Origin of the sequence: Pseudochryseolinea flava, from assembly GCF_003286915.1 — a bacterium.
Lineage (GTDB): Bacteria > Bacteroidota > Bacteroidia > Cytophagales > Cyclobacteriaceae > Ohtaekwangia > Ohtaekwangia flava.
Genome location: NZ_QMFY01000001.1, coordinates 526,611 through 549,139 on the forward strand (window position 1 = coordinate 526,611; position 22,529 = coordinate 549,139).

Sequence of the window (22,529 nt, forward strand, 5' to 3'; positions counted from 1 at the left end):
CGATGAACGCTCCACAAAAAATTGGTCTATTCTTCGGCTCTTTCAATCCCATTCACCTGGGCCACCTTATAATCGCAAACTTGATGGCCGAAACCACAGACCTCAAAAAGGTATGGCTGGTTGTATCGCCGCAGAATCCCTTTAAGCCCAGCAAGGGACTCTTACACGAGTTTGATCGATACGACATGGCACGTGCAGCGGTTTATGACAATTATAACCTCGAGGTGAGCGATATCGAGTTTAGTTTGCCGAAGCCGAGCTACACCATCCACACACTTGTCCATTTGAAAGAAAAACATCCCGATAAGGAATTCAAGATTATCATCGGCGAAGACAATCTCGAAGGATTTAAACGGTGGAAAAACTCAGAAAGAATCCTCGAAGATCACGGACTTTACGTTTATCCTCGACCTAACGCGCAACTTTCTGACCTAAAAACGCATCCTCAAGTTAGATTTGTGGAAGCACCGATGCTCGATATCTCTGCGACTTTCATTCGTCAATGTATAAGGAACGAACAATCCATCCGTTATCTCGTACCAGACGCTGTGGAAGCCATTATACGCGCGAAAGGTTTCTACCGGTAATTAAACCCTTTATCGCTTGAAAAAAAATTTACGAAACATTACGTTTCTTTCCCTCCTTTTTTTCTCATTCACCACACTTGCTCAAACGCCTGTAAGTGGTATTCGTGGCACGATCAAATCAGATGACGGAACGATACTCTCCTTCGCGACGATCTTCGTCAAACAAACTGGTACCGGTGTCGCAGCGAACGCCGAAGGTCAATACGAAATCACGGGCACGCCACGCCAATACGATCTTGTCTTTCAGCACCTCGGCTACAAAACCGTCGTGCGCACAGTGATGGTTGAAGCGGGGAAATTCATCACTTTAGATGTATCGCTAACGCCACAAGAATTTATGCTGAAAGAAGTTGTTGTCGGCGGCGACGGCGAAGATCCTGCCTACACGATTATGCGAAAGGCAATTGCCAAAGCAAACTATCATCGAAACCAACTCGACAATTACGCAGCGCGTGTCTACATGAAAGGCGCGGGTAAATTGAAAGATTACCCGTGGCTTGCAAAACGTCAACTTCAAAAAGCTGGCGTCGAAAAAGGTCGAGTCTATATTTCAGAATCGGTAAGTGAAATAAAATTTACACGCCCTAACAAATTTGAAGAAAAAGTAATCTCTATTCGTAGCGATGGCAAAGACGGGAACACATCTCCCAACCAATTTATCAATGCAAGCTTTTATGAACCGGTCATTGCTGAAATTGTATCGCCACTTTCTCCAAAGGCATTTTCTTATTACAAGTTCGAGTACATCGGAAGTTACACCGATCGCGACTATACGGTAAGCAAAATCAAAATCATCCCGCGATCAAAGGGGGATAACGTCATCGATGGTGTCATTAGCATTGTTGAGGACTGGTGGAGTATTCATAGCCTCGACATCCACACGCAGAAATTGGGGATCGATGTTAACATGAAATCTGTGTATGCTCCAATCGAAGAAAAAGCTTGGCTACCCGTGTCGCACCAATTCAAGATCGATGGAAAAGTTTTCGGATTCGAATTTGAATTCAAATACCTCGCAACCATTAGCGATTATAAAATCAAATTGAATCCAGCGCTGTATGTCGAGCCCAAAAAGATGGAAGTAATTGACGAAAAAATTGAAAAACAAGTAGCCAAAACAATACAGCAAAAAAATGCATCACAACCGAAATCAAAGACGTCGCCCGATCAATCTAAATTACAGGAACGATTAGCTTCTGGTGAAGAGATTACGCGTAAAGAATTGAAGTCTCTAATGAAGGAATATGAAAAGGAAGAGCAGAAGAAGCAGAAAGAACCGGAAGTAATGTATGAGACGACTTTCAAAATTGATAGTGGTGCGTACAAAAAAGATTCTACCTACTGGAATGCACTGCGTCCAATTCCCTTAACGCAAGAGGAAGTGAAAGGCTATCAAAAATCGGATAGCATGGCCGTGATCGAGCGAAAGAAAGAAGTGGGCGACACCGTTAAGACATCAAAACACAAAGGGTTTCAAATTACCGACCTAATCCTAGGTGACAGCTACAAAGTTGGCAAGCATTCGAATTTCAAAATTCATTTTCCCATGCCAGGATTTAATACGGTTGAAGGTTGGAATTTTGTTTACAAAGTTTCCTTCGGAACTATCCGTCAGGATTCAGCAAAAACGAGAATCACGATAACACCCGCATTCCGATATGCATTCGCGCGCGAGGTAGGAAGTGGCTACCTGCGAATCAATATTCGAAACAAAAAGCATCAATTCGTTGCCGATGGTGGGCGATATATCAAACAATATAACGGCGATCAACCAATACTTCCTATTGTCAACGACTTTACTACGTTGTTCATGGAAAAAAATCTCATGAAAATTTATGAGCGTCGTTATATCGACCTGAAATACACACGGAGAATTTCTGATTATGTAAGCGTGTCGGTTGATGGGTCATGGTCGCAGCGACATGAGTTGCAAAACAACACCAATTGGAAACTCATTGATTGGAAGAACGTAGACGGCTACACGCAAAATCGTCCCGTGAACGAAGAGCTTGGCAATACAGGTTTCCCCGACCATGAAGCATTTGTAGGGCATGCTAATGTCACATTACGACCATGGTTAAAATTCAAAAAGCGAAATGATCGTCGTCAAGAAATTGAGAATTCATCGCCGACATTTATGATCGACTATCGCTCAGGCATACCGGCGCTTGGAGGCGATGTGGATTTTAAACAAGTAGAGCTTGGGATAAGACATCAGTTTAAGGTAGGTGTTCGCGGCACTTTCGATTACCTCCTTCGCGCAGGCACATTCCTCACCCGCGAGCAAATGTACTTCATGGATTACAAACACTTCCTTGGAAACAAAACGCCTTTCAGTACTTCCGATCCAGTAGGAAGCTTCCGTTTACTCGACTATTATCAGTATAGCACCGATGCCGATGGGGCGTATTTCGCCGGCAGTGCACACTACCAATTCCGTAAATTTCTCGCCACGCGTTTTCCATTCATCCGCATGATGGGCATTCGCGAAAATGTATTCGTCAATTACTTGGCTACACCGGCGTCAAAAAATTATACAGAGCTTGGTTATTCCATCAATGGAATACTAAGAATCTTCCGCCTTGAAGCGGCTGCATCTTTTCTCGATGGCAAATTTCTCGATTACGGATTCCGCATTGGCATTGCTACAAATATTGTTGTTAACTTTAATGACTAAGTATGTTATTGTCATTATCGTTTAGTGTTCGTTAATGTATGACGTCGTGGCAACGCATAGTATCGACATAGAAGATTTTTTTAAGCTCCGAAAACAGTTTCCTGTGATCGATGTGCGCTCGGAGGGTGAGTTCGAATCAGGACATATTCCGCAAGCGCTCAACATCCCTATTCTCAACAACGCCGAACGTGTTGCCGTTGGAACGGACTACAAACAGAAAGGACAACTAGAAGCGATAAGAACGGGATTCCGTTTGGTTGGTCCGCGTCTTCCTGAAATCATTGACGCTGCGCAAGAGGTCGGCGAAGAGTTTATTGTTCATTGTTGGCGTGGCGGAATGCGCTCTAATAACTTTTGCCAGTTCGTAGGCATGGCGCGGCAAAAAACACATCAACTTAAAGGTGGATACAAAGCTTATCGGCAAGCTGCGTTGATGTCGTTTGAGCAACGTTTTGAAATCACATTGTTAAGCGGTAGCACCGGAAGTGGCAAAAGTGAAATTTTGAGAGCGCTAGCATCTCAAGGCGAACAAGTAATTGACCTGGAGACGCTGGCTTCACACAAAGGATCTGCGTTCGGAGGACTGATGATGCCGCCACAACCCAGCACCGAGCAATTTCAAAATAATCTCTTCGAAAAAATACTTACACTCGACCCATCAAAAAGAGTTTGGATAGAAGATGAATCAATTGCCATTGGAAAAATTTTCATTCCTCAACCGTTATGGCGCCAGATGAATAACAGTCCGGTGATTGAAATCGATGTAGCGAAAGAGATTCGTGTACAACGTTTGGTTAACGAATACGGAACATCCAATCGCGACCAATTTTTAGAAGCAATGACAAAGGTGATTAAAAAATTAGGTGGCCAACATTTCAATGCAGCGAAGGAAAAACTACTTGAAGGAGATATGGCATCAACGATCGATATCCTGCTTACCTATTATGATAAGGCATATCGGAATAACCTCGATAAGAAGTTAAGTCGAGTAATCTCGAAGGTTACCTGGACTGGAGAATCTGTTGACTTCGTTACTGCGCAATTGATGTAGCTAAACAAGGGTATTCCTTTATGCACATTGTGTTCTTCGAGCTAAACTTATGCACGCCAAATAGATAGCAGAAAATTCATTTCGCCACAAAGGGCACGAGGAACACAAGGCGGTACGTCGGTATTCCCTCGTGAACATTGTGTTCTTCGTGGCTAAACTTATGAACGCTAAATAGATAACATAATTCAATCGCCACAAAGAGCACGAGGAACACAAGGCAGTACTTCGGCATCCCCTCGTGAACATTGTGTTCTTCGTGGCTAAACTTATGCACGCTAAATAGATAGCAGAATTCATTCGCCACCAAGAGCACGAGGAACACAAGACGGTACTTCGGCATTCCCTCGTGAACATTGTGTTCTTCGTGGCTAAATTTATGCACGCTGAATAGATAGCATAATTCAATCGCCACAAAAGAGCACGAGGAACACAAGGCAGTACTTCGGCAATCCCTCGTGAACGTTGTGATTTCTCGTGGCTAAACTTACTGTGTACGCAAATCAAATGGCGGTTGTCTTTCCAGCAAGCCGATTAAGTCACAAAACAAAACGACGGATTCCCTCTTTCATTAGGGGAACATTGAAATTTATGAGAAAGCCCAAGCGAAAACCTGTTAACTTCAAATGACTAAGTACTTGCGCTTGCCAGACCGGGTTTACAGTGTCAACCGCCTTGACTTCGATAATGATGCATTCATCCACCAACAGGTCCAGTCGCAGGCCCTCGTCGAAGACGATACCATCGTACTTTATCGGGATCTCGACTTGCCTTCGTACGCGAAAACCTGCCTTGCGAAGTTCATGCGTCAAACAAACTTCATAGATTTTTTCAAGAAGTCCTGGACCTAAATCCAAATGGATTTTAATTGCGGAAGCAACAACTGTTCTTCCGATTTGCTCCTGAAGAGCATCTAATTTTTCAAATTGCATACAACGGTTTTTAATTTTAACCATTAAAATAATGACAAAGCTTTAACTTTATTCCATGGACGAAATCAAGCTCACCCAATACAGTCATGGCGCAGGATGTGGATGTAAAATCTCGCCCGCTGTTCTTGAAAAAATTCTTCACTCCGATTTTCCGAAGACTATGTTTTCTAATCTTCTGGTAGGAAATGAATCGAAGGACGATGCCGCAGTGTTCGACATGGGTAATGGCAACTGCATCGTGAGCACCACAGACTTCTTCATGCCTATCGTTGACGATTCGGAGACATTCGGCGCTATTGCCTCTGTTAACGCTATCAGCGATGTATACGCCATGGGCGGAACACCATTAATGGCCATCGCTATACTTGGATGGCCTATTAATAAGATAGCACCTGAAGTTGCTAAACACGTTTTAGAAGGAAGTCGAAAAATTTGTCTTGAGGCAGGAATTCCACTTGCTGGTGGTCATAGTATTGATTGCCCTGAGCCAGTGTTCGGGTTAGCAGTAACGGGATCTTTGCAAAAAGAAAATTTGAAACGCAATGACACGGCGCGAGCAGGAGACTTACTTTATTTAACGAAGTCACTTGGCATAGGAATCATCACCACAGCCCAGAAAAAGGGAATCGTGACAGCGGCACATTACGATCAGGCGGTCGAAAGCATGACGACATTGAATTGGTTTGGTGCAGAGGCAGGCAAGTTACCTTATGTTCATGCGATGACAGATGTGACAGGGTTCGGCTTGCTTGGTCACCTCGCCGAAGTATGTGAAGGAAGCAATCTTAGTGCACAGATAAATTTCAAAGACATTCCGATCTTCGATTTTCTCGATCACTACATCCAGCAAAAAAGTACACCCGGTGGAACCCAGCGAAATTGGGACAGCTATGGCAGCAAGATTTCATCAATCAGTGATACTCAGCGGGCCATCCTCGCCGACCCACAAACGAGTGGTGGACTCTTGATCACGATCGATCCCAAACATCAAAACGATTTTGAAACGATAGCAACCCATCATGGTTATGATCTCAAACCATTCGGGAAGTTATCGAACCATGGTCATGTGCTAATCGATGTGATCTGATCGATGTGATGTTTACAATAATCCCATACTTAGAATTCCCAGCAACATGATCAATTTGCAGAATGTGCTTAGCACTGAAAAATCTTTTTTCATGTCAGCGCGAATGAGTCTATATAGCATCCACAACAACGGCAGAAATAAAAAGATCACGAAATAGGAGAATGGCAGGGGTTTGTAAAAATAATTCAGCACAACAACGATAAAGGCAAAGACAGCAAGAATACCGTAGATAAAAAATTTCGTCTTGCGAATACCCCAAATGATTGGCAGTGTTTTACATCCGAAAGTATTGTCGCCTTTTAGATCTTCCATGTCTTTAATGATTTCGCGGACGAGCGTCATGAAGAAGGCAAAACTGGAATAAATGACGATAAGTGCGCTTCCTGTGCGATACAGTCCGTCAACGATCAAGATAGAAAGGCCCGTAAGAAACGCCACGGTAAGATTTCCAACAAACGGCAATCGCTTGAGATTATTGGAATAGAACCACAGCAAAAATACTGACATCACATTCACGGCGACAATTCGAAGCAACTTCGTCTCCCAGGAGATATAAAGACCGATGAGTATACCTAATCCCGAGAGAATGACATGAAAGAGAATCGCATGTCTACGTGGAATTTTTTTACCGACAACAACGCGATCAGGTTTGTTGATATAGTCAATTTTAACATCGTAATAATCGTTTATGACATAGCCTCCGGCGGCAATCAAAATGGTTGAACACGACAGCAAGAAAAGGAGCGGATCGTTTAGCGTGTGACGCCCGACAAGGAAACCTGCCGTGAAGTACTGCGCGAGACCAATAATGACAAGGTTACCAAAGCGTGTAAGCTTCAGCAGGGAGGTAACGAAATCGCTGAGGGACGTTCCTAGATTTGCCATAATGGATGAACGGCAAAAATAACAACGGGTTCGATAAACCAAGCAAAGAAAGTCCGGGCTTCGTTGTGAAAACCCGGACTTTATTGAAATAATTAGAACGTCAACGTTAGCATACCCATGAAATTCCTACCAGCCTGAGGAAAATAATAGTTTTCACGGTAGTGGTCGCCATCATACAAATACCCCCAAGTATACCCGTTCGATTCATAAACCTCATCGAATACATTGTTCACCAGAAGGCTAAAAGAGATCTGACGGACAATGTTGGTAGAAATAGTATACTTCAAGCGGATATCATTTACAAAATACGCATCAATCGTCCGCTCATCATTTTGAGTATTATCCAAGTATTGCTTTCCAACATATTTACTAAGCAACGTCGCTTCAAATCCCTTCGCTGGCATGTACGTGATGCATGACCCGGCAATTAAAGACGGAGAAAATGAAATGTCCGTATCGTCGACCGTTGCGGTCTTCACTTCCGCAGGTTCGCTAACGTAGTCGTAAAGCACCTCGGTAAACGTCGCGATTTTATTTCTACTCAACGTAACATTGGCATTCCACAAGAATCGACGCGATAGTTTCACGCTACCTTCAAGCTCTACTCCCATGCGATAACTTTTATCAACATTCGTTCTCACCGACGCACCTACGTCGTTAACAGCGCCCGTCAATACGAGTTGATCTGTGTAGTCCATGAGGTAGTAGTTCGCATGAATCATGTAGTTTTTTCCGGTGAACCGATAACCGGTTTCTACATTGATGAGCCGCTCCGGTTTCGGTGTACTACCAGGAGCATCAACAAAGTCATCACGAACGGGTTCACGATTCGCCACACTCAATGATGCGTAGAGTTGCTGTGACACCGATGGTGAGAACACAAAACCTATTTTCGGATTAAAGAAGTCGAATGTCTTATTAATATTTAATGCATTTTGCTTGTTCTCGATTCCCGATGCGGTGTATTGAATGCCGCGATATTGTACATCAACATAACCAGACAGCTTCGCGTTGAATTGATAGGTGTTTTTCCAGTAGATATTGTAGTCGCGCTTGTCGCCGAAATTATCATAGTACTTATGATTGATGGGAGCGATAGTCGTTGCGGCCCAGAGTATTTTTCCGAAGTGATCACCTTCATAACGATTCCATGCACCGCCCAATACAGAACTCAACTTGTCGGCTTCATAACTTAATCCAAATGTTATCCCATAGAAATCATTATCAAGCCATCTCCTTCTGATAATATCGGTAGAGAAAATTGTATCGTTGTCAGAAGGTTCATCATCATCGTTGATGATCGGATAATCGACGCCATAATTTTCGATGCCGTCATCAACTTTATATTCCTCATAATATCCTTTCCCTTTCGTGTAATGCAATGATGTATTCAACGTCAGCGCGGTAGCAAGCTTTTGCGAAAAATGAAGTTGATAATGATTTTGCCCATAGTCATCAACCTGATCTTTGTAGGTGTACGGATTGAAAGTTCGACCGGAGTTTAACAGGTTTTCCGCCTGTGCATCATTCCAACCTTCATTGCCAATCGTGCCTGCCATCGCATCAGCGTCATTCTCCAAGCGCGACTGCGGCACACCATACCAGCTTTGATACGTTCTTTCATGGCCACCAAATGCGATCGCTTTTAACATTGTGTTGCCACGATAAAAACCTGTTGAAAAGTAATACGATCTCAAGTCAGCAAACGCGCGGTCGATATAACCATCCGATGATATGTTCGAAATTCTTCCATCAATCACCCAGGTATCTTTAAGTAGTCCTGTTCCAAAGCTTAAAGTATTTCGGAATGTTTTGAAGGAACCTGCGGAGGAAATTATTTCAGCATAAGGCAAGTCATTGCGTGTATTGGTTTGCAGATTGATCGACGCACCAAATGCACCCGCGCCATTTGTAGATGTCCCTACCCCGCGTTGAATTTGAACACTCTGCGATGACGATGCGATATCCGGAATATCAACCCAAAATGTACCGAGCGATTCGCTGTCATTATAAGGAATACCATTGATGGTTACGTTGATTCGTGTTGCATCGCTTCCGCGGATACGCACGCCGGTGTAGCCGATACCCGTTCCTGCATCAGACGTTGTTACAACAGACGGCGTCCAATTCAACAAGAATGGAAGGTCTTGTCCAAAATTCTGATCACGAATTTCTTTCTTGCCAACATTGGTAAAGGTCGTAGGCGTTTTGTCATCGGCCCGCGTGGCGAGAACAACCACTTCGTCGGTGACAATAAAATTGTCATTCAGCGTGATAGAAATTTCGGCGTTTGCAGTCAGGTCGACGCGCTCCGTTTTTTCTTCATACCCAATCGATGTGATTACAACTGTATAGCTACCCGCCGAAAGCTTTCGAAACTCAAATTGCCCGAATGCGTCCGTGATTGTTACTATCCCGCTTTCAGATAGGCGGACCGTGGCTCCGATTAGAGCCTTCTTGTTTTTGCTATCTCGCACTTCGCCTGATAGCGTGAAGTTTTGTGCCAATACTGGCGTGACCAGCAACACAAAAAGTGCTGCGCTGAAAAATTTTAACATATGTGTTTCGTCGTGGCTTAAACCACAATTCGTCGGGGAATGAATTGCTACTGTTTTAACCAACCGGTGCATACCGGCATCTGCCTCCTCCCTTCGACCGCATTACCGGCATCAGGTTCTTTGGGTATAATCTCAGCCCGTGATATTAAGGCACCCCTACTCCAGATTTCTGGAACGGCACAAAGATATAAAAAAGTGTTGATGTGTTGGTGTGCAGACGGCTCATACTTATCTACCAATACCCCAATACCCAATCTCCCAATCCACCGATGCCTAATACCTAATCCCCAGTACCTAATCCCCAATACCCAATCCCCCAATGCCTAATCCCCCAATACCCAAAACCCAATGCCCAATACCTAACGTATTGTGTTTGTTTTTTTTGCAACTTTACCGACTTACAATTCGCTTATGGTAAAAGCTACAGTCGACAACAATGAAGTTTTTGAGATCTCCTCAAATGATGAAGGGTTTATCATTAACGGGAAACCACTGTCATGGGACCTGGCGAAAATTGGCGAGAATCACTTTCACCTGATCGTCGACAACAAAAGTTTTCGCGCGGAGGTAGTGAAGGCCGATCATGCTACTAAAGCTTTTACGATCAAGCTCAACGGAAAAAACTTCCAGATTACACTCAAGGATAAATTTGATCTGCTCCTTGAACAAATGGGTATGAATAACAGTGCTTCCAACAAAGTTAATAATCTGCGTGCACCCATGCCGGGACTCATTATCGATCTGAAAGTAAAAGAAGGCGACACGGTAAAGCAAAATGACCCACTGCTTATTCTGGAAGCAATGAAGATGGAGAACATCATCAAATCATCAGGCGAAGGTGTTGTGAAGCGTGTGAAAGTGAAGAAAGGCCAAAGCGTTGAGAAGGGGCACGTGCTGATAGAGTTTTAAGCAGATTTATCAATTACGATAACCGGTAGCCATCTTAATTAAAAGACAGGCTGCTAGCTACAAGCCTCTAGCTGCAAGCCCAGGAGCCGCTACTCTAGATATCCAAAGTGTCTTAGCTTGTGTTTTTCTTTCCTCCAGTTGCCGGCAACTTTCACGTGCGTTTCGAGGAAAACTTTTTTACCGAAAAACTTCTCCATGTCTTTTCGCGCTTCCATTCCGACTTTCTTTAATGAGCTTCCAGCTTTGCCAATAAGAATTCCTTTCTGACTATCGCGTTCTACATATATAGTAGAACTGATGCGAATGATATCGGGCTCATCTTTAAAGGCGGTGATCGCTACTTCAGTGCTGTAAGGAATCTCCTCTTCGTAGTTAAGAAAAATCTTCTCACGAATAATTTCCGATGCAAAAAATCGCTCCGTCTTATCGGTGTACTCATCCAAAGGAAAGAATGGTGGATGAAAAGGCATCAGCGCTAATAGTCTTGGCAACAAGTCTGCAACGTGCTCACCTGTTTTGGCAGAAACGGTCACAATATCATTTACATTCGGCAGCATTTCTTTCCAATAGGCAGCTTTATCAAACGCCTGCGATCCTTTTCCAAGATCAATTTTATTGATCACGAGGAGAATGGGTGTTTGCAGAAGTTTGAAACGATCAAAATGTTCTGGTTCATACTTATCCTCCAAACCAACAACCAATAGAATTGCATCAGCATCTTCGAGCGACACTTTCACATAACTCATCATCGCTTCCTGCAAAGAGTATTTTGGTTCGAGAATTCCAGGTGTATCAGAATAAACTATCTGATAATCGGCTCCTGTCAAAATTCCCATGATGCGGTGACGCGTCGTCTGAGCTTTTGCTGTAATGATGGAAAGGTTTTCTCCCATGAGTTTATTCATGAGTGAAGATTTTCCGACGTTCGGTTTTCCGACGATGCTTACAAATCCTGATTTAAATGAACTTTCCATAATGATTTTGCAAAGGTATTTGTTTTTTAACTCTGATCGATCTACTTTTGCAAACCATTTGAATGACAGCTGTGAATAGCAGCATAAACAAACGGCCAAATTCGCGAAAGCGCGATTTTACGACAGAAGTTGAAAACATTCGCCACGGCGGACACAAGCTCGAGTCAAAAAGAAAAAATAAGTGAACGGCAGATGGCCCTTCAAAAAAAATACATCGCGGGGTGAGTCCCGATAAAAATCGGGAGTAGCTCGTTGGGCTCATATCCGCCACGGCGGACACAAGTTCAAGTCAAAAAGAAAAATAGTGAACGGCAGATGGCCTTTCAAAAAAAATACATCGCGGGGTGGAGCAGTTGGTAGCTCGTTGGGCTCATAACCCAAAGGTCACAAGTTCGAGTCTTGTCCCCGCTACTAGAAAAGATAGGCGACTCAAAAGGTCGCCTTCTTTGTTTACAAACTTTATTAAATTCATTCCTGCTAATTCCAGCAGCAAGCTCAGTCAGGATCGACATAATCATAGGCATCATGGGAAACATTGTAGCAATTGTGGGAAGACCTAACGTCGGGAAATCGACTTTCTTTAACCGGTTGATCGAAAAACGTCAGGCAATCATGGATAACATGCCAGGTGTGACTCGTGATCGTCACTACGGATATGCAGAATGGTGCGGCAAATTTTTCACTGTCATTGATACGGGCGGATATGTGGTTGGCTCAGAAGACAAATTTGAATCAGCCATCCGCGACCAAGTAAAACTTGCCATCGACGAAGCTTCTGCGGTGATCTTCATGGTCGATTGCCGCGATGGATTGACGGGCTTCGATAAAGATTTCGCCAACATCCTACGTGCTTCCAAAAAATCTATTTTCATCGCCGCGAACAAAGCCGATACGCCTGATAAAACATTACTCGCAACCGAATTCTATGAGATGGGATTAGACGCCGAAATTTTCCCTATTTCTGCAGAGAACGGAAGCGGCACCGGTGAACTTCTCGACGAATTGATCAAGACTTTTCCAGAAGAAGGTATTGAAGACCCTAATGCAGGCATTCCGAAAATTTCAATACTGGGTCGACCTAATGTCGGCAAATCTTCATTCTTAAATGCATTGCTGGGAACAGAAAGATGTATTGTTACCGATGAAGCAGGCACAACACGTGATGCTATTCACTCACATTATAAAATGTTCGGTAAGGAATATATCCTCATCGACACGGCTGGTATTCGTAAGAAAGGAAAGGTAAAAGAAGACATTGAATTCTATTCCGTTCTTCGCTCCCTACGCACACTCGAAGAAAGTGACGTGGTAATTGTAGTGATCGACGCTGAGCGTGGTATGGAATCACAAGACGTGAACATCATCAGCTTGGCACACCGTCAGGGCAAGGGCATGGTGATCATGGTTAACAAGTGGGACTTGGTGCAGAAAGATTCCAAGACTGCCGACAAGTTTAAGAAAGATATCCTGGATAAGCTTGCTCCGATCGATTACATTCCGATCATGTTCGTCTCAGTTTTAGAAAAGCAGCGGATTTTTCAGGTAATGGAAAAAGCTGTTCAGGTATTCGAAAATAAGACCAAGAAGATTGCCACTTCGAAGCTCAACGACGCTATGCTGCCTGAGATACTTCACTACCCACCGCCAGCAACAAAAGGCAAGCACATTCAGATCAAGTATGTAACTCAGGTTAACGCGCGGTTTCCATCGTTTGCATTCTTTTGCAACTTGCCACAGTATATCCACGAGTCTTATGAGCGGTTCTTGGAGAACAAAATCCGTGAGAAATTCGACTTCGACGGGGTACCGGTGCGCTTAATCTTTAGGAAAAAATAAATTTTATTACCCCCTTGATCCAGAGTGGATTATTCCCCTTATATTTGCGGTGAATTTTTTAAAACCTGTAAACTATGAAAAAACTTATCGCATCTATCGCAGTATGTGGTTTCGCTTTTGCATTCGTTGCTTGTGGCGCGAAGAAAGAAGAAGCTGCTGCAACTGATTCTGTAGCAACTGAAACTCCAGCTCCAGCTCCAGCTGCTGCTGATACTACAGTTGACTCAACTGCAACATCTGCAGACACAACTGCTGCTCCAGCTGCACACTAATCAAATCAATCCGTAAGGATTGTTTTCCCGGGAAGGCTTTAGTTACTAAAGCCTTTTTTTATTTTTTATAGGTAGCTATGACGCTTGAGAAGGTAACACTCATTTTGCAAACGCATGTTCCAGCCACCGCTGTTGAGTACTGCGCCGGTCTATGGAAAGCTACTCCGTTTGAACTCAAGGTTTCTAAAAGTCGGCAAACGAAAGTAGGCGATTTTACAAGCCGCGGATCTCGCCGCCATCCGCGTATAACACTGAACAACGATCTTAATCCGTATCAGTTCTTACTGACCTATGTTCATGAAGTTGCGCATCTTCATGTGTACCTCAAACATGGCAATCGCGTAGACCCACACGGTGTCGAATGGCGAACCACTTTTACCGATTTGATGATTCCCATGCTTTGGGAAACTGTTTTTCCTGAGGAAATCTTACATGAGCTGCGCCGTCATATGATCAATCCAATGGCGAGTTCTTTTTCCGATCCTAAACTCACCCAGGTGATGCGTGCATTCGATAAAAACGCTAGCCAATACGTTGTATTAGGAACACTTCCCGAGGGAAGCATCTTTAACTTCCAAGGACGATACTTTATGAAAGGAAAACTTCGGCGCACACGTGTGCTGTGTCGTGAGATGAAATCGAAGCGTGACTACCTTGTACCTGTCGATGCACTCGTAAGCAACATTCAATTGAGTCTTCTTTGAACGAGTCCGTCAACCTTATCGAATAGAATGGTGGGTTGAAAAGTTCGCCAGTTATCAATCGACAATGTGCCACCAGAAAGAATGTAGTGGTCTAGTCTAAATCGGCTCATCTCGGCAAACACAAAATCTGGGAACGAAATCGCTGCAATCCAACCGCCTTCGTCCTCAACCTCTTCAAACCACTCCTCATAGTAGCTATCGTCAGATCCATGGAAGTTCATGATGTTTTCACCAATCAATATGAATTTGAAAATACCTTCAGCCATCATTGCTTCGATAATGTTCCGCTTGAGCGTCATAATGTCGTTGTTGATGGCATCGTTCCACTCACCAATGAATTCAATGATGGTGAAGCCTTGTTGATAGTCTGTATAGAGAATTTTAATGAAGAGTGTTTCTGACCCGATATTATCCCACGCAGGGTCGATGTAATAACCATAGATGGTTTCAGAGTATACATCGAAATTATATTGTTTCCCGAAAAAAGGAGATCGATCGTCTTCTGCGGGATTATAGTATTTCAGCCAATTGTAGTATGGTTCAATTTGATGCATGCCCTTGCCGGCCTTCAATCGCTTTTCTTACCGAGCCATATTGTTTCAACAATTGTTGTGCCTCGGCCTCATCAATCCTGAGTTCGTCCATAATCATGCGGACACCGCGGTCTACCAGCTTATTGTTGGTCAACTGCATGTCAACCATTTTATTTCCTTTCACACGGCCAAGTTTTATCATCACCGTTGTCGAGATCATATTGAGCACAAGCTTCTGCGCAGTCCCGGCTTTCATACGCGTACTGCCCGTAACAAACTCTGGGCCTACGACAACTTCAATAGGATGGTCAGCTTCCTTCGCTACTGCCGACCCAGCATTACAGACAATACAGCCCGTAGCGACGCCATTTTTTCGAGCGTCTTTTAATCCTCCAATGACATACGGTGTACGGCCAGACGCGGCGATACCGATCAACACATCCTGTTGATTAATGAGATGTTCTTCAAGATCTTTCCACGCTTGTGTCTCGTTGTCTTCAGCGTACTCAACCGCTTTTCGGATTGCTTGATCACCGCCTGCGATAATGCCTACAACCTTGCCCTGCGGCATACCATAGGTTGGCGGAATCTCAGAAGCATCAACAACACCAAGACGTCCACTCGTACCTGCGCCGATGTAAAAAAGTCGTCCTCCACCAGCCATTTTCTCGACGATGACATTTACCAATGCTTCGATCTGAGGCAGGACTTTATTGATGGCTTGCGGAACAGTTTGGTCTTCGCGATTGATATTCTTCAACAAATCTGAAACACTCATGTGCTCCAGATTCTGGTAATGCGAAGATGATTCGGTAGATGTCACTAGTTGATTTCCTTCTGGTGATATAAAGTAAGTCCAGCAATTGGACCTTCGAGAATATTTTTAACCGTGATGCCTTTATCATTTGCTACCTGGCGCAAAATGTCGCTGAAGTAAAATGCAATTGATCCCGTGAAATGAACTTTGAGATTTTTATAGTTCTCATACTGCATAACGTTGTTCTCATAAAACTCAGCAAAGCTGTTGTAGATGAGTTTGTAGCAATACTGGTCGTCGAGGTGCTGAAAAATAAATTTTGTAAAGCTAGCCAAGAACGCGCTTGGCCTTTCTTGCTGATAAATTTTTTCCAGGAACTCCTCACGTGTAAGCGGGAATCTTTCCTTGAATGCCTGTGCGATTTTGGCTGGCATTTTACCGCGGAGGTAATCAACCAAAAATGCGCGACCGATATTGGCGCCAGATCCTTCATCGGCCAAGATCCAACCTAAGTTTGCAACGTTATCAACGATTTTACCACCATCATACAGGCAAGAATTGGAGCCCGTCCCCATGATGCAAGCAATGCCCGGCTCGTGACCACACAAGGCACGCGCAGCAGCAAGTAAATCCCAACCAATCTCGATCTGTGCCTCTGGAAAAAACTCCAAGAACGCGCTCTTGATGGTTAATTGATTCTTAACTGACGACACACCTGCGCCATAGAAGAAAATCTTGTCAACGCTATCCTGATCTTTAATCTTCGGCAAGAGAATCTCCTGCACGTTCCTTTTGAGATCATCGATTGGTTGATAATATGGATTGAACCCGGGAGCACTTGCTTGACCTATTGTTCCATCATTTTGGATGAGTCTCCAATCTGTCTTGGAGCCTCCGCTGTCAGCTATAAGAATCATTTTTTCAGTGGCTGGTGTAATCATCGTACTTGAGAACGTCACACAATTTATGTCACTACAAAACTAAAACAGTCTATGCATAACAAAAAGCACCAAGCGAAAGTGTGTCCGTGTGTGGACGAAATTTTTAATCCTTTTAATTTTTTAGTCGACCGATTACTTGAAATTTATCAAAAACGTTTGCGTTGTGTGGCGCATCCTTCAACTCATCGGTTAAGTCTTGTCCTGCCCAATGTTCGTAATGCTTGCCTTCTCGCCATAACCGCGATCGCGTTACGTCATAAATTGACCCTTGAAATGCCACCCATATTTCCGGCTTGTCTTGTCCATTGCGTAACGCGAGCTGACTTTTTGTATACGTGGGTAATAAATCGCTCAATTGACTTCTCAGTTATTTTTAAGAACATATACCATGTGCATCCACTCAAACACACACAAACACCGTCGTCAGATAACAGACTTGGATGCGCAGCAAATTTGCATAACTTTTCGGCATTAACCATTATTCAGTCGCATACGCTTATGAAGCAACGTTCTACTTTGATCCTTACGTTTTCGATTTTGGTATTGTTAGGGTCGTGCACCAAGAAAGAGATTGATTACAGTGCACTCTCCAATGAAAGGCTGCAAACGATAGCAGACTCCCTCGCGCAAACAACGATCATCGTCGATGGACATGTGGATCTACCTTACCGGCTCCGCATGAAAAATTTCAGACTTGAAAAGGAATTTTTGGCTATACCACTCGAGAGTAAAGACGGTGACTTCGATTATGTTCGGGCAAAACAAGGCGGACTCGACGCGCCATTTATGTCGATCTACATCGCTTCGTCATATAACGCTACACCCGACAAAGGAAAAGTATATGCCGATAGTCTTATCACGATGGTCCAACGCATCGCGGCAGAACATCCAAGCAAATTCGCGCTAGCAAATTCGCCATCAGATATCGAAGCAAACACAAAATCAGGAAAGATTTCACTACCGATGGGAATGGAGAATGGTTCTCCTATTGGAAATGACATCAACAACGTGCGTTACTTTTATGACCGCGGCATACGCTACGTCACGTTAACCCATAGCAAAGACAACCAAATTAGTGATTCGTCTTATGATTCGCTTCACACCTGGAAGGGACTCAGTCCCTTTGGGGAAAAGGTTGTTGCAGAAATGAATGCTGTTGGCATCATGGTCGACGTGTCGCATATTTCCGATAGTGCATTTTATGATGTGATGCGTTTAACAAAAGCGCCTTGCATTGCCTCGCACTCCTCTTGCAGGCACTTCACACCTGGGTTCGAGCGAAATATGTCTGATGATATGTTGCGCGCGCTTGCCAAGAATGGTGGCGTTATTCAAATTAATTTCGGCGCTAACTTTATTGACTCTGTAGCGCGTACACATGATGCTCTTAGAGATTCTTTAGAACGCGTGCTTCAAGCGCACCAGCTTACCTCGAAAGATGAGGCTGCAAAACCAATTATCGCGAAATTTGGATTGGAGCATAAAGCTCTTTTTAGTGACGTAGAGCGTGTTGCTGATCATATTGATCATGTTGTAAAAATTGCAGGCGTTGACCACGTCGGGCTAGGCTCTGATTTTGACGGCGTGGGCGATAGTTTACCCCTGGGATTGAAAGATGTATCCCATTATCCCAATCTCATTTTTGCGCTCCTCAAACGCGGCTATTCTGTTGAAGACATTGAAAAAATCTGCTACAAAAATGTATTTCGTGTGTGGAATCAGGTGATTAGCATTGCCGGAGCCAAGTAGCGCTCACAATGAAAGACGGACAGTCTGGCATTCAGGATGTGCTAAATCATAAAATTTTTAGGGTCAAAAAATACCCTTGCCTAATTGACGGTTCGACGGTTACAGCGTTGGTGGATGCCATATTCATCGGCAAAGAAACCGTGTTAGTCTAGGCTTTTTTAAAAATATGGCCTGGACCCCTGCAAAGCTTTATCTTACACCATGAAATTCTTAGGAACCACCCTCCTGCTGATTGTGATGGCTAGCGTTCACATGCAAGCGCAGCCAGGAAAAAAACATTTTACCCTGCCACATGGTCTCACGGTTGACGATTACGTGCCGGGCAAAGTGTTGGTGAAGGTCAAATCTAAAGCTATCGGCTCTTTCACGGGCGGTGCTAACGGAAGAATGCAATCGGTTATGAGAACGAGCAAAATCAGACCGCTTGTTCCTTCTATTGCTCAATCTTCGGCAAGATTACGCACGCCAAAGTCGCCGATTAATATTGCTCAATATTTTGCTATCGACTTCGATGAGAACATTTCAGTCGAAGCCTTTATCAATCAACTTTATGAAACAGGCAATATCGAATACGCCGAACCTGTGTTTCGCGAAAAACTTATCGGCACGCCGAATGACATCCACCATACCGATCAATATTATCTTCAAACAATTCGAGCATATGATGCTTGGGACATCAGTGAGGGCAGCGAAGACATTATCATTGCAATTATAGATTCCGGCGTTGACATCAATCATCCCGACCTCGTCGATAAAATTTTCATCAATGACGATCCTGTAAACGGTGTCGATGATGACAACAATGGGTACATCGATGATTACCGTGGATGGGACTTCTCTGATAACGACAACAATCCTGGAATTTTTAAAAGTGGTGGAGGGTTTATGCATGGCACGGCGGTTGGCGGTTGTGCCGGTGCTTCTACGAATAACAACATTGGTATCTCTGGTGTGGGCTATCACAGCAAACTGATGTTCACAAAACATTTCAGCGATAACCAGCCCGCGAATTCAATTAACTATAGTTCCGATACATACGAGGGAGTGTTGTATGCTGCTCAAAACGGCGCGCGGATCATCAATTGCTCATGGGGAAGTTCATTCCGAAGCCAAGTGAGGCAAGACATCATCACCTATGTAACGTTGGAATATAACTGTCTAGTGATCGCTGCTGCTGGCAACGATGGTGTTTCGGCACCGTTGTATCCCGCCGCTTATGATTACGTATTGTCCGTTGCTGCTACCAATGGGTCTGAAGAGAAAGCGCCTTTTTCAAATTATGGTAGCACAGTAGATATCAGCGCACCCGGTGTTTATATTGTTAGCACTGGATACGACGACTCTTACATCGAGTTTGACGGGACTTCTTTTTCTGCGCCAATAGTTGCCGGCGCTGCTGCCCTGGTGATGGAACATTACCCGGACCTTACGGCGTTACAGGTTGGAGAACTCCTTCGGGTCACAGCAGATAAAAGTTTTTATGACGTTCCGGCAAACGCAGATTATGCACATGGACTGGGAAAAGGTAGGCTGGACATTATGGCTGCCCTTACGAAAGAATCTCCCGCTATACGTGCCATGAATTCAAGTATGGTAAATGAACTCGGCAACGTACCAGCACCTGGTGAGAAAGCTTTGGTTTCCTTTGATTTCACCAATTTCTTAAGCGCATCATCAGCTGCGCTCACCATCAAAATTGAAACAACATCGCCGCATGTCTCAATCTCAAAAGCAACAGTAAGTCCAGGCGCCATTGCGAGTGGCGTGACAGTAAACAACAGCGAGAATCCTTTTGAATTAACCATTGACAGTAATGTACCTGTTGATGAACAAATCTCCCTCCTCATCACATATGAAGATGGTGATTACGTCGACTATCAATTTTTTGATTTTGTTCCAAACCCATCATTCAGAACCATTGAAGAAAATCTCGTCACCACGTCAATCTCGTCGAATGGTAGAATCGGCTTTAGCGACCCCAGTAGTTCTAACGGAGGCAACGGATTTATCTTTGATGATCAATCGTTACTATATGAGATGGGATTGATTGCTGGAAGTTCGTCTTCAACATTGCTGAATAATGTAAGGAATGGTTCTGGTGGATTTGATACGGATTTTAAGGCATTGAATCTCATTCAAAAAATCACGCCTGGAGAACGATCATCTGCGGAGGTATTTGGTGATTTTTCTAATTCTACCGATGAAAGTCAACAGAAATTAAAAATCAATTATCGATCGTTGGTATGGAGTGAGGAGCCTCTTGACAAATTTGTGATGCTAGAATATACGATCACAAATACCACTAATGCGCCGGTAAGTAATTTTCATTTTGGCATTTTTGCAGACTGGGATATCGATAATAATGGTGCTAAAGATGCAGCAGGTTGGAATGAAGATAGTAACCTGGGCTACGTGTATCCCAAGCAGTCAACAACTTTACCCCATGCTGGCGTTCAACTTCTCTCTGGTAACGCGAAATATTACGCTATCGATAACGATCAAAACGTAGCAGGTGCGCCATTCGGCATTTACGATGGTTTTTCAGAAGGCGAAAAATTTACTTCCATTGCCTCCAACCGCCTTCAGGCTGGAACAGCAAATGGAGGCAATGATGTCAGTCACGTGGTTTCCTCCGGCCCTCATAATATTCCAGCAGGAAAACAAATTACAGTCGCATTCGCGATTCATGCTGCAAAAAATTTAGATGATCTTATTGCATCTGCTAAACATGCCGACACATTGTACGAATCGATCACGACCGTCACGGATGTTGAAAGTCCATTATCCAACAATTTGCTTGTGTATCCGAATCCAACCAGAAATCAAGCTATCACGATTGAAATGGAAGGTACGACGTCCATCGGCATTGAGATCGAATTGATAGACGCGAAGGGACAACAACTACTGAAAGAGCAAGCCGCGCTCGTAAACGGTTCATATGCAACCACTATTCCAACCGCGCATTACGTTGAAGGGATATACTTGGTGAAGGTGAAAACAGGAAACAAAATCGCTGTTAGAAAAGTAGTGATTAGCAAATAATCAAAATGATTCAAGCGTCTCAAAATCTCGTGTAGTAAGTTGCATTCCTTCGCGAACAACAACGCGGTACCGAAACGTAACAGAGGTCTTCTTTTCAAGTTTGAAGTTTAATTTTTCTTTGCCCTTCGAAAAAATCTCTTGCCCAAAAGGATTTGCAGCAAACAATCCATAGCCGCGAGCATGCCAATATGTTGGGTATCCTGGATTCTTGGGATGATCAAAGATTATAACCGAAATACGCTTACCATTAATCAATCCCGACAATTGAACCCAACGACCTCGTGTACCCCACACGTCATTACCTTTCAACCCCTCGCTACTTGTATACTCTCCTGTCACATCTTTTTTACTGATAGCCGCAACCGTAGTTGCATTGCCATGGTGGTCAACGTAAACAGTTGCTTCATCTGAAGGATGCTCCAATTCACGCGCTACACGAATTCCTAAAAGACCATCTTTTACATCTTTAAAAAACACGTCCTCATCCAAAGCGTTCAACGTTGTTACCCGATCAATAACAAAATTTCGATCAAGAATCCTAAAACGATAAACCGTGTTCTCGCGCAATAAAATTTTTCCGCTATGATCGACCCAACGAGCCGTTACTTCTAATTCACCCTTGTCGTCACCAGGAAGCGTCCTTACAATACCATCGTGTATAATGCTGCCGTACTTTGCACGATCTTTATAGGGAATCGCCGTCGAGTTGTTCCAGAAATCAAGACCATTCACGTATTCATAATTGAACCACAAACCGATGTGGTGTGGATGATCTACACGTTCTCCTTCTCGCGGATGAATTGGAAAGCCGCGCGTGACCGTTGTTGATGTTCGCGTTTTGATTGGAAACAGAACAGGCTTCATCAATGAATCGCCGTACATATATGACGTCAGTAACGTATCGTTGTAAAGAATATCGATACGTTTCTCCGCTATGAAATCATTAAAATGGAAACCAGGGTTTTTAACCTGTGCTAAAAGCGTTGATGTCGAGAGTACAACGAAAAATAGAATGTAGCTGAACGTCCTGGCCATAAA

20 protein-coding genes and 1 tRNA gene are annotated in these 22,529 nt (G+C 43.7%); 11 read left to right on the forward strand and 10 right to left on the reverse strand.

The genetic code is table 11. The features are described from left to right. Nucleotides 1-2: 2 nt before the first annotated feature. Genes nadD through mnmH form a run of 3 tightly spaced genes read left to right on the forward strand, consistent with a single transcriptional unit; the run spans nucleotide 3 to nucleotide 4,315 of the window. Nucleotides 3-587, forward strand: coding sequence for a nicotinate (nicotinamide) nucleotide adenylyltransferase (gene nadD, locus DQQ10_RS02410; protein WP_112745191.1), 585 nt, complete (start codon nucleotides 3-5; stop codon nucleotides 585-587). Between the two features lie 16 nt (nucleotides 588-603). Then, complete coding sequence (locus tag DQQ10_RS02415; protein ID WP_112745192.1) at nucleotides 604-3,264, forward strand: DUF5686 and carboxypeptidase regulatory-like domain-containing protein; 2,661 nt, start codon at nucleotides 604-606, stop codon at nucleotides 3,262-3,264. Between the two features lie 46 nt (nucleotides 3,265-3,310). Next, nucleotides 3,311-4,315, forward strand: coding sequence for a tRNA 2-selenouridine(34) synthase MnmH (gene mnmH, locus DQQ10_RS02420; protein ID WP_165823774.1), 1,005 nt, complete (start codon nucleotides 3,311-3,313; stop codon nucleotides 4,313-4,315). Between the two features lie 76 nt (nucleotides 4,316-4,391). Here mnmH and DQQ10_RS02425 read toward each other — a convergent pair whose 3' ends face one another. Then, nucleotides 4,392-4,697, reverse strand: coding sequence for a hypothetical protein (locus DQQ10_RS02425; protein WP_112745194.1), 306 nt, complete (start codon nucleotides 4,695-4,697; stop codon nucleotides 4,392-4,394). A 154-nt stretch (nucleotides 4,698-4,851) separates the two neighbouring features. Next, complete coding sequence (locus tag DQQ10_RS02430) at nucleotides 4,852-5,244, reverse strand: GxxExxY protein (protein ID WP_112745195.1); 393 nt, start codon at nucleotides 5,242-5,244, stop codon at nucleotides 4,852-4,854. A gap of 55 nt (nucleotides 5,245-5,299) precedes the next feature. Here DQQ10_RS02430 and selD point away from each other — a divergent pair, with 55 nt between their 5' ends. After that, nucleotides 5,300-6,331: a selenide, water dikinase SelD gene (selD, locus tag DQQ10_RS02435; protein WP_112745196.1), complete on the forward strand. Its 1,032-nt coding sequence runs from the start codon at nucleotides 5,300-5,302 to the stop codon at nucleotides 6,329-6,331. Between the two features lie 12 nt (nucleotides 6,332-6,343). Here the strand turns inward: selD and DQQ10_RS02440 are convergent, their stop codons facing one another. Further along, complete coding sequence (locus DQQ10_RS02440) at nucleotides 6,344-7,216, reverse strand: geranylgeranylglycerol-phosphate geranylgeranyltransferase (protein ID WP_112745197.1); 873 nt, start codon at nucleotides 7,214-7,216, stop codon at nucleotides 6,344-6,346. A gap of 92 nt (nucleotides 7,217-7,308) precedes the next feature. Next, nucleotides 7,309-9,774, reverse strand: coding sequence for a TonB-dependent receptor (locus DQQ10_RS02445; RefSeq protein WP_112745198.1), 2,466 nt, complete (start codon nucleotides 9,772-9,774; stop codon nucleotides 7,309-7,311). A 411-nt stretch (nucleotides 9,775-10,185) separates the two neighbouring features. Between DQQ10_RS02445 and DQQ10_RS02450 the strand changes: the two genes are divergently transcribed. Next, complete coding sequence (locus DQQ10_RS02450) at nucleotides 10,186-10,683, forward strand: acetyl-CoA carboxylase biotin carboxyl carrier protein subunit (protein ID WP_112745199.1); 498 nt, start codon at nucleotides 10,186-10,188, stop codon at nucleotides 10,681-10,683. An 89-nt stretch (nucleotides 10,684-10,772) separates the two neighbouring features. Here DQQ10_RS02450 and era read toward each other — a convergent pair whose 3' ends face one another. Next, complete coding sequence (gene era / locus DQQ10_RS02455) at nucleotides 10,773-11,657, reverse strand: GTPase Era (RefSeq protein ID WP_112745200.1); 885 nt, start codon at nucleotides 11,655-11,657, stop codon at nucleotides 10,773-10,775. Between the two features lie 338 nt (nucleotides 11,658-11,995). On the opposite strand from era, the gene DQQ10_RS02460 reads away from it, so the two are divergent. From DQQ10_RS02460 to DQQ10_RS02475, 4 genes are all read left to right on the forward strand, one after another. Then, nucleotides 11,996-12,068: transfer RNA gene (locus tag DQQ10_RS02460), tRNA-Met, on the forward strand. A 114-nt stretch (nucleotides 12,069-12,182) separates the two neighbouring features. After that, the gene (gene der / locus DQQ10_RS02465; protein ID WP_112745201.1) at nucleotides 12,183-13,493 is read left to right on the forward strand and encodes a ribosome biogenesis GTPase Der; all 1,311 of its coding nucleotides are present in this window, start codon (nucleotides 12,183-12,185) and stop codon (nucleotides 13,491-13,493) included. 74 nt (nucleotides 13,494-13,567) lie between these two features. After that, the gene (locus DQQ10_RS02470; RefSeq protein WP_112745202.1) at nucleotides 13,568-13,765 is read left to right on the forward strand and encodes a hypothetical protein; all 198 of its coding nucleotides are present in this window, start codon (nucleotides 13,568-13,570) and stop codon (nucleotides 13,763-13,765) included. A gap of 77 nt (nucleotides 13,766-13,842) precedes the next feature. Continuing rightward, entirely contained in the window at nucleotides 13,843-14,469 is a 627-nt protein-coding gene (locus DQQ10_RS02475; RefSeq protein ID WP_112745203.1) for a SprT-like domain-containing protein, read from the forward strand. Here the strand turns inward: DQQ10_RS02475 and DQQ10_RS02480 are convergent. From DQQ10_RS02480 to DQQ10_RS02495, 4 genes are all read right to left on the reverse strand, one after another. Then, nucleotides 14,451-15,023 (reverse strand): hypothetical protein, encoded by a 573-nt coding sequence (locus tag DQQ10_RS02480; protein ID WP_112745204.1) that lies wholly within the window; start codon nucleotides 15,021-15,023, stop codon nucleotides 14,451-14,453. The genes DQQ10_RS02475 and DQQ10_RS02480 overlap by 19 nt on opposite strands. Then, entirely contained in the window at nucleotides 15,010-15,825 is an 816-nt protein-coding gene (gene murQ, locus DQQ10_RS02485; RefSeq protein ID WP_112745205.1) for an N-acetylmuramic acid 6-phosphate etherase, read from the reverse strand. Before murQ ends, DQQ10_RS02480 begins: the two co-directional genes overlap by 14 nt. Continuing rightward, nucleotides 15,825-16,676, reverse strand: coding sequence for a BadF/BadG/BcrA/BcrD ATPase family protein (locus DQQ10_RS02490; RefSeq protein ID WP_112745739.1), 852 nt, complete (start codon nucleotides 16,674-16,676; stop codon nucleotides 15,825-15,827). The genes murQ and DQQ10_RS02490 overlap by 1 nt, the downstream gene beginning before the upstream one ends. Nucleotides 16,677-16,812: 136 nt before the next feature. Beyond that, nucleotides 16,813-17,055: a cytochrome b5 domain-containing protein gene (locus DQQ10_RS02495; RefSeq protein ID WP_112745206.1), complete on the reverse strand. Its 243-nt coding sequence runs from the start codon at nucleotides 17,053-17,055 to the stop codon at nucleotides 16,813-16,815. Between the two features lie 35 nt (nucleotides 17,056-17,090). Between DQQ10_RS02495 and DQQ10_RS02500 the strand changes: the two genes are divergently transcribed. Both DQQ10_RS02500 and DQQ10_RS02505 read left to right on the forward strand, forming a co-directional pair. Continuing rightward, on the forward strand, nucleotides 17,091-18,449 hold the full coding sequence (locus DQQ10_RS02500) for a dipeptidase (RefSeq protein WP_317047914.1): 1,359 nt from the start codon (nucleotides 17,091-17,093) through the stop codon (nucleotides 18,447-18,449). Nucleotides 18,450-18,650: 201 nt separating this feature from the next. After that, on the forward strand, nucleotides 18,651-21,491 hold the full coding sequence (locus tag DQQ10_RS02505) for a S8 family serine peptidase (RefSeq protein WP_112745207.1): 2,841 nt from the start codon (nucleotides 18,651-18,653) through the stop codon (nucleotides 21,489-21,491). On the opposite strand, the gene DQQ10_RS02510 is transcribed toward DQQ10_RS02505, so the two are convergent. After that, nucleotides 21,492-22,526 carry a DUF6807 domain-containing protein gene (locus tag DQQ10_RS02510; protein WP_112745208.1) on the reverse strand — a complete coding sequence of 345 codons (1,035 nt, stop codon included), beginning with the start codon at nucleotides 22,524-22,526 and terminating at the stop codon, nucleotides 21,492-21,494. Nucleotides 22,527-22,529 lie beyond the last annotated feature (3 nt).

Coding starts and splice junctions, on each gene's coding strand:
- nadD (WP_112745191.1), top strand. CDS start 3: ATGAACGCTCCACAAAAAATTGGTCTATTCTTCGGCTCTTTCAATCCC.
- DQQ10_RS02430 (WP_112745195.1), bottom strand. CDS start 5,244: ATGCAATTTGAAAAATTAGATGCTCTTCAGGAGCAAATCGGAAGAACA.
- selD (WP_112745196.1), top strand. CDS start 5,300: ATGGACGAAATCAAGCTCACCCAATACAGTCATGGCGCAGGATGTGGA.
- DQQ10_RS02440 (WP_112745197.1), bottom strand. CDS start 7,216: ATGGCAAATCTAGGAACGTCCCTCAGCGATTTCGTTACCTCCCTGCTG.
- DQQ10_RS02445 (WP_112745198.1), bottom strand. CDS start 9,774: ATGTTAAAATTTTTCAGCGCAGCACTTTTTGTGTTGCTGGTCACGCCA.
- DQQ10_RS02450 (WP_112745199.1), top strand. CDS start 10,186: ATGGTAAAAGCTACAGTCGACAACAATGAAGTTTTTGAGATCTCCTCA.
- era (WP_112745200.1), bottom strand. CDS start 11,657: ATGGAAAGTTCATTTAAATCAGGATTTGTAAGCATCGTCGGAAAACCG.
- der (WP_112745201.1), top strand. CDS start 12,183: ATGGGAAACATTGTAGCAATTGTGGGAAGACCTAACGTCGGGAAATCG.
- DQQ10_RS02470 (WP_112745202.1), top strand. CDS start 13,568: ATGAAAAAACTTATCGCATCTATCGCAGTATGTGGTTTCGCTTTTGCA.
- DQQ10_RS02475 (WP_112745203.1), top strand. CDS start 13,843: ATGACGCTTGAGAAGGTAACACTCATTTTGCAAACGCATGTTCCAGCC.
- DQQ10_RS02480 (WP_112745204.1), bottom strand. CDS start 15,023: ATGCATCAAATTGAACCATACTACAATTGGCTGAAATACTATAATCCC.
- DQQ10_RS02490 (WP_112745739.1), bottom strand. CDS start 16,676: ATGATTCTTATAGCTGACAGCGGAGGCTCCAAGACAGATTGGAGACTC.
- DQQ10_RS02505 (WP_112745207.1), top strand. CDS start 18,651: ATGAAATTCTTAGGAACCACCCTCCTGCTGATTGTGATGGCTAGCGTT.
- DQQ10_RS02510 (WP_112745208.1), bottom strand. CDS start 22,526: ATGGCCAGGACGTTCAGCTACATTCTATTTTTCGTTGTACTCTCGACA.